This is a genomic window from Pseudomonas sp. Ps21-P2 (assembly GCF_039672565.1).
Lineage (GTDB): Bacteria > Pseudomonadota > Gammaproteobacteria > Pseudomonadales > Pseudomonadaceae > Aquipseudomonas.
In genome coordinates, this window is sequence record NZ_JBDFPL010000008.1 from 269,496 (window position 1) to 282,021 (window position 12,526).

Genomic DNA, 12,526 nt, shown 5'->3' on the forward strand with positions numbered 1-12,526 from the left:
ATGAGCGCTGCGTATTTCATCACGGGAACCGATACTGACGTCGGCAAGACCACCATCGCCACGGGGCTTCTCTACGCGGCGCGGCAGTCGGGGTTGAGCACGGCGGCGGGCAAGCCGGTCGCCTCCGGCTGCGACGTCAAACCCAAGGGGTTGCGCAACTCGGACGCCGTCGCCTTGCGTGCCGAATGTTCGATTCAGCTGACCTACAACGAGGTCAACCCGGTGGCCTTCGAGCCTGCCATCGCGCCCCATCTGGCCGCGCGAGAAGCAGGAGTCGCGCTGACCGTGCAGTCCTTGCTCGGCCCGATGCGGCATATCCTCGATAAGCAGGCTGATTTCACCCTGATCGAAGGGGCTGGCGGCTGGCGCGTTCCACTGGCCGATCAGGCCAATCTGTCTGACCTGGCCATCGCGCTCAAACTGCCGGTGATTCTGGTGGTGGGCGTGCGCCTGGGCTGTATCAGCCATGCGTTGCTGTCAGCGGAAGCCATCGCCAACGACGGTCTGCAACTGGCGGGCTGGGTGGCGAATATCATCGATCCCAAAACGTCTCGGCTTGAAGAGAACCTCGCCACGCTGGCTGAGCGTCTGCCGGCGCCGTGTCTGGGGCGCGTGCCGTTCATGAAGAAGGCAACCGCGGAAATGATCGCCGAGCATCTGCATCTGGAATTGCTGGATTAAGCGTTAGAGCGTCGCCAAGTGTGAGGTGCGTCACAAGGCGCAATGCCACTAGTCGCGTAGCCGAGTAATCCGGGCGTATTGCTGCTTTAATCGCTGTGTTCGCTCCGAACAGAGGATCGTGCTCATGCAAATCTCACTGAACAACACGCTGTACCCGGGCCTTAGCGCAATGCAGGTCGGGCAGAGCCGTGTCGATCAGGCTGCGACGCAGTTGGCCAGTCCCGCGACTGAAGTGTCCGGGCGCAGTCAGTCTTCGGATTTCCAGCTTGAGCGACTGCGCTCCGTGGATCGTCCGCAACGCTCCGATATGGCTACCAATGTGGTTGAACTGACCCAAGGCCGGATTCAAGTCCAGGCTGGCGTCAAAGTTGAAAAAGCCAGTGATGAAGCACTCGGCACGCTGATCGATACCTTCGCCTGATCCCCCCCGGTCGTGCGCCAAAGCGCACGGCTTTGGTCGCTCTTCCTTTCCTGAATAACGCCTCATTCACGCGCCCATCCCGTGCGCGCAGTGGCCTGTACTTCCCTCACGCTCTCTAGACTCAACGCACCGGTCTGCACCGCTTGGCGGCGTACGCGCGCGCCTGCATCTCGCACGCCGGGAGGTGATGAAAGGTGCAGGGCGTCCCTTGACAAGGTATAGGCGTAAACGTATGTTTCAAACACCTGTTTGATCGCCGCGTGATCCCAAACGCCGGCGCCGGGGCAATGCCCCACAGTGACCACACGGTCATCCAATTCCAGGATTCACCAGCAGAGGTTTATCGCTATGCCTGACTACAAGGCCCCCTTGCGTGATATTCGCTTCGTCCGTGACGAGCTGCTCGGCTACGAAGCGCACTATCAGAGTCTGCCAGCATGCCAGGACGCCACGCCTGACATGGTTGACGCCATTCTCGAGGAAGGCGCCAAGTTTTGTGAGCAGGTCCTGGCCCCGCTGAACCGTGTCGGTGACACCGAAGGCTGCACCTGGAGCGAGTCCGGCGTAAAAACGCCGACCGGTTTCAAGGAAGCCTACAAGCAGTTCGTCGAAGGCGGCTGGCCGAGCCTGGCCCACGACGTCGCCCATGGTGGCCAGGGTCTGCCCGAGTCGTTGGGGCTGGCGGTCAGTGAAATGGTCGGCGAAGCCAACTGGTCGTGGGGCATGTACCCGGGCCTTTCCCATGGTGCGATGAACACCATCTCCGAGCACGGCACCCCTGAGCAGCAAGACGCTTACCTGACCAAGCTGGTTTCGGGTGAGTGGACCGGCACCATGTGCCTGACCGAACCTCACTGCGGCACCGACCTGGGCATGCTGCGCACCAAGGCCGAGCCTCAGGCTGACGGCTCGTACAAAGTGTCCGGCACCAAGATATTCATTTCTGCTGGCGAACACGACATGGCCGATAACATCGTCCACATCGTGCTGGCCCGCCTGCCCGACGCACCAACTGGCACCAAGGGCATTTCCCTGTTCATCGTGCCGAAATTCGTGCCGGCTGCTGACGGCAGCGTCGGCGAGCGCAATGCTGTGACCTGCGGTTCGCTGGAACACAAGATGGGCATTCACGGCAATGCCACCTGCGTGATGAACTTCGACGGCGCCACGGGTTTCCTGATCGGCCCGCCGAACAAGGGCCTGAACTGCATGTTCACCTTCATGAACACCGCACGTCTGGGCACTGCGCTGCAAGGCCTCGCCCACGCCGAGATCGGTTTCCAGGGCGGCCTGAAATACGCCCGCGAGCGTCTGCAGATGCGTTCGCTGACTGGCCCGAAAGCGCCGGAAAAAGCCGCTGACCCGATCATCGTTCACCCTGACGTGCGTCGCATGCTGCTGACCATGAAGGCTTTCGCCGAGGGGACTCGTGCGATGGTGTACTTCACCGCCAAGCAGGTCGACATCGCCAAGTACAGCGACGACGCCGAAGCCAAGAAGCAAGCTGACGGCCTGCTGGCATTCATGACACCGATCGCCAAGGCGTTCATGACCGAAGTCGGTTTCGAAGCCGCCAACCACGGCGTGCAGATCTATGGCGGCCACGGCTTCATCGCCGAGTGGGGCATGGAGCAGAACGTTCGCGACGCCCGTATTGCCATGCTGTACGAAGGCACCACCGGTATTCAGGCGCTCGACCTGCTGGGTCGAAAAGTACTGATGACTCAAGGCGAGGCGCTCAAGGGCTTCACCAAGATCGTCCACAAGTTCTGCCAGTCCCAGGAAGGCAACGACGCGATCAGCGAGTTCGTGGCGCCGCTCGCTGCGCTGAACAAAGAATGGGGCGAACTGACCATGAAGGTCGGCATGGCCGCCATGAAAGACCGTGAAGAAGTCGGTGCCGCTTCGGTGGATTACCTGATGTTCTCCGGTTATGCCTGCCTGGCGTACTTCTGGGCTGACATGGCTCGTGTGGCAGCCGAGAAACTGGCGGCCGGCACCAGCGAAGAAGCCTTCTACACCGCCAAGCTGCAGACAGCGCGCTTCTACTTCCAGCGTATCCTGCCGCGCACCCGCACTCACGTGGCAACCATGCTGTCGGGCGCGAGCAACCTGATGGACATGAACGAAGAACACTTCGGCCTGGCTTACTAAGTCACCGCGAGCGTTTCCCTCCAGCCGCTTGTCCTCAGGGACAAGCGGCTTTTTTGTGCCTGCCGATCTTTGCCCCAAGGCCATGCACATTCTTCCTCATCCTATGCATGACGCGGCCGATACAGGCACAATGCCATTTAATCAGCGCTCGCATCTTTCGGTGAGGAGATAGTCCTTTTGCTGCGCCCCTCTGCCGCACGGCTCAGTCATTTTTTACCCTCTCTGGCCTTGCTGATTGCCGGACTGGCGGCCGCGTACGTGAAAGACCTCAACGTCTTCTTCACCTCACTCTTCAACGTGCTGCCCACCCTGGTGCTCTTGCTGGGCGGCGCGTATTGCGGGGTTTACAAGCGGCAGCGTGAACTGTTCCTGATGATCACGGTGTACATCGCCTATTTCCTGCTCGACACACAGACCGACTATTACCGCGATAACGGAAAAGTCCGAGAGGACGCCGCCGTGGTGTTTCATCTGTGCTGCCTGTTGCTCCCGGTCATGTTCGGCCTGTTTGCCGCGTGGGAAGAGCGGACCCATCTGTTTCAAGACCTTGTCGCTCGGCTGGCGGTACTGGTCGCCGTCGGCAGCGTCGCGCTGGGACTCGAACAGAGCTTCCCCGCCGTGCTGCTCGCCTGGCTCGCCGACATCCGCTGGCCGGCGCTGCACGGAGACTGGATGAGCCTCATCCAGTTGTCCTACGTGACGTTTTTCATCGCGTTCGCCGTGTTGATCACCCAGTACCTCTATAAGCCGCGCCCCCTGCATGCCGCTCAACTGGTGGGGTTGCTCGGAATGTTCTGGGCGTTGCCGAAAACCTTCATCCTGCCGTTCACCCTGAACATCATGTGCAGCCAGGTGATGTTGATGATTGCCGCAGCGGTCGCGCACGAGGCCTATCAAATGGCGTTCCGCGACGAACTGACCGGGCTGCCAGGCCGACGCGCACTCAATGAGCGGATGCAGCGACTGGGCCGCAATTACGTGCTGGCGATGAGCGACGTCGATCACTTCAAGAAATTCAACGACACACACGGTCATGATGTCGGCGATCAGGTGCTGCGTCTGGTGGCGAGCAAATTGTCGAAGATCACCAACGGCGGCGGGCGCGCCTATCGATATGGCGGTGAAGAGTTCGCCATCGTGTTTGCCGGCAAAACCCTGGAAGAGTGCATGCCGCACCTTGAAGTCATTCGTGAAACCATCGCCAGCTATCAGATTCACCTGCGCAATCAGGACAATCGTCCAAACGATGACTTACAGGGGCGCCAGCGTCGGGCGGGTTCCCAGGCATCAACAGTTTCGGTGACCGTCAGCATCGGCGTGGCCGAGCGTCTGCCCGAGCACCGCAATCCGGAAGAAGTCCTCAAATCCGCCGATCAGGCGCTGTATGCCGCCAAAGGCGCTGGCCGTAACTGCGTCATCAGCCATGCGCAAACCAGCAAGCGCGGCGCTGTTCGCATGGCCGCGGCCGGCTAAAACCTACTCCTTTTCATCACTCAACGAACGCATACGCAGCCATGTGCGGTAAGAACTCGACTGTCGCTCGATCGTGACCGGATCCTTGTTAATAGTCACGCGTTGACCCTATGTGTCGCAAATGGTGTTCAGGTACACTCGTTCCACTGACACATCGGCGCCGCAATCTCAGTGCTGTGCCGCTCCTCCCCCGAGTTCTTTGCCGCTGAAACGAGGTTTGCCATGGCTGACTACAAAGCGCCCTTGCGCGATATGCGCTTCGTCCTCAATGAAGTGTTCGAAGTCTCCCGACTTTGGGCCACGCTTCCCGAACTGTCTGAAACCGTGGACGCCGAGACCGTCGAGGCGATTCTCGAAGAGGCGGGCAAAGTCACTGGCAGATCCGTCGCACCGCTGAGCCGCGCGGCCGATGAGGAAGGCTGCCACTGGAAAGACACCGTTGTCACCACACCTGCAGGTTTCGTTCAAGCGTACAAAACGTATGCGGAAGGGGGATGGGTCGGCGTCGGCGGCAATCCGGAATTCGGCGGCATGGGCATGCCCAAGGCGGTCTCTGCTCAAGTCGAAGAGATGGTCAACTCCGCCAGCCTGGCGTTCGGGCTGTACCCGATGTTGACGTCCGGCGCCTGCGTCTCGATCAATAACCACGCCAGCGAAGCGCTGAAAACCAAATACCTGCCGAACATGTACGCCGGCATATGGGCCGGTTCGATGTGCCTGACCGAAGCCCACGCCGGCACGGATCTCGGGATTATCCGCACGAAAGCGGAGCCGCAGACCGATGGGTCCTACAAGGTCAGCGGTACTAAAATCTTCATCACCGGCGGCGAGCACGACCTCACCGAGAACATCATCCATTTGGTGCTGGCCAAACTGCCCGACGCACCGGCCGGGCCGAAGGGCATTTCGCTGTTCCTCGTGCCGAAAATCATGGTCAACGACGACGGCAGCCTGGGTGAGCGCAACACGGTGTTCTGCGGGTCCATTGAGCACAAAATGGGCATTCAGGCATCGGCCACCTGCGTGCTGAATTTTGATCAGGCCAAGGGCTACCTGATCGGGGAGCCGAATAAAGGCCTCGCGGCGATGTTCACCATGATGAATTACGAGCGCTTGGGTGTAGGCATTCAGGGCCTGGCGTCCGGCGAGCGTTCGTATCAGAACGCGATCGAGTACGCCCGCGACCGTCTGCAAAGCCGGGCACCGACAGGCGCGCAGTCCAAAGACACCATTGCCGACCCGATCATCGTTCACCCCGATGTGCGCCGCATGCTGTTGACAATGAAGGCGCTGAACGAAGGCGGTCGCGCGTTCTCGACGTACGTGGCCATGCAACTGGACACCGCCAAGTACAGCGAAAACGCCGACGTGCGTCAGCGCGCCGATGCGTTGGTTGCACTGCTGACGCCTGTTGCCAAGGCCTTTCTCACCGACATGGGCCTGGACACCACCGTGCACGGTCAGCAGGTGTTCGGCGGTCATGGCTACATTCGCGAATGGGGCCAGGAACAACTGGTGCGTGACGTGCGCATTACCCAGATCTACGAAGGCACCAACGGCATTCAGGCACTGGACCTGATGGGTCGTAAGGTTGTCGCCAGTGGCGGGGCGTACTACAAGCTGTTCTCTGACGAAGTCCGTGAATTCATTGCGTCGTCTGACAGCTCGCAGGCCGAGTTCACCAAGCCGTTGGCCGCTGCCTTGACCACGCTGGACGAATTGACCGACTGGGTGCTGGACCGGGCGCGTAGCAACCCGAATGAAATCGGTGCCGCTTCCGTCGAGTATCTGCATGTATTCGGATACACGGCGTACGCCTACATGTGGGCGATGATGGCAAACGCGGCGTGGGGCAAGGAAACTCAGGAAGATTTCTACGCCAGTAAGCTGGGCACTGCGCGTTTCTACTTCGCGCGTCTGCTGCCTCGGATTCAGTCCCTTTCAGCGTCGGTGAGGGCTGGCAGTGAGTCGCTGTACCTATTGGAGGCGTCACAGTTCTGACACCACGAAAATCATGTAAGCATTTGCTTACATGACGTGGTGGCATTCGGCTCTATCGCTCCAGTGGATCCAAGTTTAATCTACTCACATGGACGTAGCGCAGGACGCGCAACAGATAACAGGGACACGTAAGGGATTGCCTGCCAGGACGGCGGGAAGAAATGGAAGTCATGGGAAACAGTCTGGAAAACCTCGCTTAGGCGGGGTTTTCTTTTTTCTGCGTATTGGAAAATACCTACTCCTTCGACCGCTTCGGTTGGCGCGGCTGCGCGAGAAGGTAATGGCTTGATGATTGCGCTGCGGAACCCCTGTAACGGCCCAAGGTCGATTAGCTGTGCGGCCCCCATTGGGCCATTAACCAGGAGCTTCACCCATGGACATCATTCGCATCATCATCGCCATCCTGCTGCCACCCCTGGGCGTGTTCCTGCAAGTCGGCTTCGCCGGTGCCTTCTGGCTGAACATCCTGCTGACCCTGTTGGGCTACATCCCGGGGATCATCCACGCGATCTACATCATTGTTAGTCGCAAGTAACTCAATCCGCTAAACACCGCGCTTCCTGTCTCAGGTCAGCTGACATAGAGTCCGACGTCGGACTTTATGGTCAGGAAGGTCAGGGATGGACGTTGTTTTAGGGTTACTCGCCGCTTTGTTCTGGGGCGGCACAGATTTTCTGGTAGGGCTCAATGCCCGTGCCGTTGGGGTCAAGCGAGCGGTTTACTTCGGTCAGGCGCTTGGCTTCCTGATCATGTGCATTCTGTTGCTGTGCTTCCCGGCTTTCATCTCCAAATCATTCTCTGCTCCTTGGCACACGTGGCTTCTGGGTGTGCTCGCTTCGGTTTTCACGGTCAGTGGTGCGCTGGCGTTATCCAAAGCGTTCTCGCTCGGCAAAGCTTCGATTGTGGCTCCACTGGTGACGTCGTACGGCGTCTTCACCACGCTGTTCTCGTGGGCGAGCGGCGAGCACATCTCGATGACGCAGCTGTTGTTGATCGCGTTGTGCGTGCTGGGAGTCGTTCTGTCGAGCATCACGTCAGGTAACGATTCCACGGCGAAAAAGCACAACCAGCAAGCGATTGTCTACGCACTGGGCGCCGCCTTGCTGTACGGATCGAGCTTCTGGATGCAGGGCCGTTACGCGTTGCCAGCACTGGGCCCCGTCACGATGCTCTGGCTGGGGTATCTGGTCGGGCTCGCCGTTTTGTCGCCGATGATTTTGCGAATGAAAGACGCCCTGAAGTTGCCGCCTGCATGCGCCGGGGTAACCCTTGTGGCGGCAAGCCTGCTCAACCTGGGTGGGTTTTCTGCGTTCTCGTATGGCGCGATGGTGGGATCGATTTCCGTGGTCACCGTCATCAGTACCCTATCAGGGGGTATCGCCGCCGTGCTTGGCTTCCTGTTCTTCAAAGAGCGGCTCAGCGCCATTCAGGTCTGCGGGGTGGGGCTGGTATTGATCGGTGCCGTGGCGCTGCACGTTTATGGATGAGCCAATCACGGGCTCGCGCGGTTACACATGGCGATGTCGCGGGTTTGACAGTTTACGCACAACCTGTGGGAGCGAGCTTGCTCGCGAAGGGGCCGGTACAACCGCTAAAATTCCAGCGGTTGAAATGCCTTCTTCGTGAGCAAGCATGATCGCGTTGGCCAAGTGCGTCAGTGGCTGACGCGCAAAACGTCTGACACCTCACCCATCAATCACCTTCCGGTAAAACGCCCACTCGGTTTCCAGTGCATGGGCCAGGTTGGCGGCTTTGCGGAAGCCGTGGCGTTCGTCGGGGTAGAAGTGCCCTTCCGCCGGGATGCCGGTCTCCAGCAATGCATTGAGCATGTCGCGGGTCTGGGCGGGGACGACCACGGCGTCGAGTTCGCCCTGGAAGAAGATCACCGGGACCTTGATCTGGTCAGCATGCAGCAGCGGCGTGCGTTCCCGGTAGCGCGCCATGTCGACATCGGGGTCGCCGATCAGCCAGTCCAGATAATCCGCCTCGAACTTGTGCGTGGCTTCCGCCAGTGCCAGCGGATCGCTCACCCCATACAGGCTTGCCCCTGCGCGGAACACATCCTTGAACGCCAGTGCGCACAGCGTCGTATAGCCACCGGCACTGCCGCCGCGAATGAATGCGTTTTCCGGATCGATCAGGCCCTGATTGCCCAGGTATTCAACCACTGCGCAGGCGTCTTCGACATCGACAACGCCCCATTCCAGAAACAGTGCCTGGCGATAGGCGCGGCCATAACCGGTGCTGCCGCGATAGTTGAGGTCGGCGACGGCGAAGCCCCGCTGCGTCCAGAACTGAATGCGCGGGTCCAGTGCGGGGTAGCACGCGGAGGTCGGGCCGCCGTGGATAAACACCACCAGCGGCGGCTTGTCGTCGCCATTCATGGCCGGATAGAAATACCCGTGCGCTTCGCTGGAGCCGCTCGGATAACGCAGGGTTTGCGGCTGGCTGATGCGCTCAATGGGGAGCGGGCTCACGCCGCCGGCCAGCACCTGAACGCGCTTGTCAGCACGACTGATGGCAATGACAGCAGAGGGGCTGACGGGGGACGCGGCGATGCAATAGACATAGTCCGAGTCCACCGCGAGGCTTCTGAAACGGCTGTAATCGCCGCTGAAATCTTCAACTGAGCCCTGCGCCGAGCGCACGCCGAGCAGGCCTTTGCCGTCTTCGAACCAGGCGGCGAGGTACGCACTGTCGCCGAGCGGCGCCCAAGTTGACGCGCCCAGTTGCCACGGCGCCGATGCGTGGTCGGCAGGGGCGGCAGGAAGTGCTTCAAAACCATCCAGCGTCTCAACCCACGGCTGCCAGAAGCCGGCGCGGTCGGTCAGGCAATACAAGCGGCCAGTTTCATCAAAGCGGGGTTGCTGCAGGGATTCCAGCCCCAACCCGCCCGCGAGGCAGTGCGGCCTGCCCCATGAGAAGTCGGGCTGGCGTTCTACGCTCATCAGTCGCGAGGACGTCCAGGGCTGATGGGGCCGCCACCACTCGATCCACACCAGCCGACTGCCATCCGGACTGACGGTGGGCGATGCATAAAAGTCGGCACCTTCCGCCAATACATGCCGGCGGCCGTCCGCGACGTCGATCGCGACCAACCGGTGAGTGTCCTTATCCTCCTCAACTGCCAGAATCTGCCCACGCGCATAGCGGACATCTCCGAAGAGCTTGTCGCCTTGGGTCAGGGGTCGAGCCGTTTGGGAATCGAAGGGCTGGAGGTAAATCTGCTGGTCCGCTTCGTTGACGAACACCACGGCATCGTCAGTCAGGCAGAACGAACCGCCGCCGTATTCATACACCCGGCTGCGCACGCTGAAACCCTCGGGGGTCAGGCAAGCAGTCGCGCCCTGGTGCCAGCGCCAGATGCGCGTCGCGGCATCCTGCGGGCGGAATTCACTCCAGAAAAGCCCCGCAGGGCTGACGCTGAGTTCGGCGAAATCGGTGCCTGCCGCCACAGCCTGGGCGGCAGAAAGAAGGTCAGGACTTGGCGATGAGGCGTGAGTTTCGTTCATTGCGGAAGGCCAGTTGCTCGATGGTCTGGCTAGCATACTCGGCTTCATCACGGGCCTGGGTGATCAAGTGATGCTGCGGCGACTTGCTGCACACCGGGTCGGTATTACTCGCATCGCCGGTGAGCATGAATGCCTGACAGCGGCAGCCGCCGAAGTCCTTTTCCTTCTCGTCGCAGGAGCGGCAAGGCTCTGGCATCCACTCGTAACCGCGAAAGCGATTGAAGCCGAACGACTCATACCAGATGTGCTGCATCGTGTGATCGCGCACGTTGGGGAACTGGATCGGCATTTGCCGCGCGCCATGACACGGCAGCGCAGTGCCGTCCGGCGTCACGGTCAGGAACAGATTGCCCCAGCCGTTCATGCACGCTTTTGGGCGTTCTTCGTAGTAATCGGGGGTGACGAAGATCAGCTTCACCGGATGGTTTTCCGCGGCGAGCTTGACCCGGTATTCGTTGGTGATGCGTTCGGCGCGCACAAGTTGGTCTTTGGTCGGCAGCAAGCCCACACGATTCAGGTGCGCCCAGCCGTAGAACTGACAGGTCGCCAGCTCCACGAAGTCAGCTTCCAGCGCCACACAAAGCTCAATGATCTTGTCGATCTTGTCGATGTTATGCCGGTGGGTCACGAAGTTGAGGACCATCGGATAGCCATGCTTCTTCACGGCGCGGGCCATTTCCAGCTTCTGCGCAAAGGCTTTCTTCGAGCCGGCGAGCATGTTGTTCACTTGCTCGTCGCTGGCCTGGAAACTGATCTGGATGTGGTCCAGCCCGGCTTCCTTGAAGTCAATGATCTTCTGCTCGGTCAGGCCGATGCCGGAGGTGATCAGGTTGGTGTAGAAGCCCAGCCGCCGCGCTTCGGCGATCAGCTCGGCCAAGTCCTGACGCACCAGCGGCTCGCCGCCCGAGAAGCCGATCTGGGCTGCGCCCATTTGCCGGGCTTCGGCCATGACTTTGAACCACTGCTCGGTGCTCAACTCCTGCCCCTGCTTGGCGAAATCCAGCGGGTTGGAGCAATACGGGCATTGCAACGGGCAGCGATAGGTCAGCTCGGCGAGCAGCCACAGCGGCAGCCCGACCGGGGGCGTAGGCGGAATGTAGACATCGGACTGAGTGTTCACTGAGTCAGGCAAATTCGATCCAGAGTTCTGCACGGGCGACCTCCATGAATTGCTCGACGTCAGTGCCGAGCTCGGGAACGCCGGGGAATTTTTCGTCAAGCAGCGCAATGATGGCGTCGACGCTGCGCTGACCGTCAATCAGGCCACCGATCGCGCTCGCGCTTTCATTGAGCTTGATCATGCCCTCGGGGTAGAGCAGCACGTGACCGTTTTGCGCCGGCTCGAACTGGAAACGATAACCGCGGCGCCAGCTGGGCACCTGTTCGCGATTGAAGCTCATAGGGCGATTCCTTTGTGCCAGACGCGTTGGTCGGTCACGCTGTGATAGGGCGGGCGGTTCAGCTCGTAGGCCATGCTCATGGCATCGAGCATGCTCCACAAAATGTCGAGTTTGAACTGCAGAATTTCCAGCATGCGCTGCTGGCCTTCCCGCGTGGTGTAGTGCTGCAGCGTGATCGCCAGACCATGCTCGACGTCGCGGCGGGCCTGACCCAGGCGGGTGCGGAAGTATTCGTAGCCGGTCGGGTCGATCCACGGGTAGTGCTGCGGCCAGCTGTCCAGGCGCGACTGATGGATCTGCGGCGCAAACAGCTCGGTCAGCGAACTGCTCGCTGCTTCCTGCCAGTTGGCGCGGCGGGCAAAGTTGACGTAGGCGTCGACGGCAAATCGTACGCCGGGCAGGACGAGTTCCTGCGAGCGCAACTGGTCAGGGTCCAGTCCCACGGCCTGACCCAGACGCAGCCAGGCTTCAATGCCACCGTCTTCACCGGGCGCGCCGTCATGATCCAGCAAGCGCTGTATCCACTCGCGGCGGATCTCCGGGTCCGGGCAGTTGGCCAGGATCGCAGCGTCCTTCAGCGGGATATTCACCTGATAGTAGAACCGGTTGGCGACCCAGCCCTGAATCTGCTCGCGGGTCGCGCGCCCTTCGTACATCGCCACATGAAACGGGTGATAGATGTGGTAATACGCGCCCTTGGCGCGCAGGGCCTGTTCGAATTCAGCGGGGGACAGCGGCGTTGCATCGTTCATGTCGGCAGTTCTCGTCAAGAATTTCCGCAGATCCCGTGGGCGTGAGCTGCTCACGAAGGCGATCTACCTGTGCCTCATCGGCTGGCTGACCTGACACCTTCATGAGCAAACTCACCCTACAGTCGGTTATTC

General features: G+C 60.5%; 11 protein-coding genes. 7 read left to right on the forward strand and 4 right to left on the reverse strand.

Annotated elements, in window-relative coordinates; all coding sequences use genetic code 11:
• From bioD to ABEH28_RS21070, 7 genes are all read left to right on the forward strand, one after another.
• Positions 1–681, forward strand: a complete 681-nt coding sequence (gene bioD, locus ABEH28_RS21040; RefSeq protein ID WP_346630982.1) for a dethiobiotin synthase — start codon at positions 1–3, stop codon at positions 679–681.
• Positions 682–805: 124 nt separating this feature from the next.
• Positions 806–1,102: a pyrroloquinoline quinone biosynthesis protein PqqE gene (locus ABEH28_RS21045; protein ID WP_192173135.1), complete on the forward strand. Its 297-nt coding sequence runs from the start codon at positions 806–808 to the stop codon at positions 1,100–1,102.
• A gap of 348 nt (positions 1,103–1,450) precedes the next feature.
• The gene (locus ABEH28_RS21050) at positions 1,451–3,256 is read left to right on the forward strand and encodes a phenylacyl-CoA dehydrogenase (protein ID WP_346630983.1); all 1,806 of its coding nucleotides are present in this window, start codon (positions 1,451–1,453) and stop codon (positions 3,254–3,256) included.
• Between the two features lie 177 nt (positions 3,257–3,433).
• Positions 3,434–4,729 carry a GGDEF domain-containing protein gene (locus tag ABEH28_RS21055; RefSeq protein ID WP_282368271.1) on the forward strand — a complete coding sequence of 432 codons (1,296 nt, stop codon included), beginning with the start codon at positions 3,434–3,436 and terminating at the stop codon, positions 4,727–4,729.
• Positions 4,730–4,951: 222 nt separating this feature from the next.
• Positions 4,952–6,730: an acyl-CoA dehydrogenase C-terminal domain-containing protein gene (locus tag ABEH28_RS21060; protein ID WP_282368269.1), complete on the forward strand. Its 1,779-nt coding sequence runs from the start codon at positions 4,952–4,954 to the stop codon at positions 6,728–6,730.
• A gap of 373 nt (positions 6,731–7,103) precedes the next feature.
• Positions 7,104–7,265, forward strand: a complete 162-nt coding sequence (locus tag ABEH28_RS21065) for a YqaE/Pmp3 family membrane protein (RefSeq protein ID WP_037019089.1) — start codon at positions 7,104–7,106, stop codon at positions 7,263–7,265.
• A gap of 85 nt (positions 7,266–7,350) precedes the next feature.
• On the forward strand, positions 7,351–8,217 hold the full coding sequence (locus tag ABEH28_RS21070) for a DMT family transporter (RefSeq protein WP_346630984.1): 867 nt from the start codon (positions 7,351–7,353) through the stop codon (positions 8,215–8,217).
• A 198-nt stretch (positions 8,218–8,415) separates the two neighbouring features.
• On the opposite strand, the gene ABEH28_RS21075 is transcribed toward ABEH28_RS21070, so the two are convergent.
• Genes ABEH28_RS21075 through pqqC form a run of 4 tightly spaced genes read right to left on the reverse strand, consistent with a single transcriptional unit; the run spans position 8,416 to position 12,394 of the window.
• Positions 8,416–10,242: a S9 family peptidase gene (locus tag ABEH28_RS21075; protein WP_346630985.1), complete on the reverse strand. Its 1,827-nt coding sequence runs from the start codon at positions 10,240–10,242 to the stop codon at positions 8,416–8,418.
• Positions 10,208–11,395 carry a pyrroloquinoline quinone biosynthesis protein PqqE gene (gene pqqE, locus ABEH28_RS21080; protein WP_346630986.1) on the reverse strand — a complete coding sequence of 396 codons (1,188 nt, stop codon included), beginning with the start codon at positions 11,393–11,395 and terminating at the stop codon, positions 10,208–10,210. Before pqqE ends, ABEH28_RS21075 begins: the two co-directional genes overlap by 35 nt.
• Complete coding sequence (gene pqqD, locus ABEH28_RS21085; protein ID WP_346627171.1) at positions 11,367–11,642, reverse strand: pyrroloquinoline quinone biosynthesis peptide chaperone PqqD; 276 nt, start codon at positions 11,640–11,642, stop codon at positions 11,367–11,369. The genes pqqE and pqqD overlap by 29 nt, the downstream gene beginning before the upstream one ends.
• Complete coding sequence (pqqC, locus tag ABEH28_RS21090) at positions 11,639–12,394, reverse strand: pyrroloquinoline-quinone synthase PqqC (protein WP_346630987.1); 756 nt, start codon at positions 12,392–12,394, stop codon at positions 11,639–11,641. The genes pqqD and pqqC overlap by 4 nt, the downstream gene beginning before the upstream one ends.
• Between the last annotated feature and the right edge of the window lie 132 nt (positions 12,395–12,526).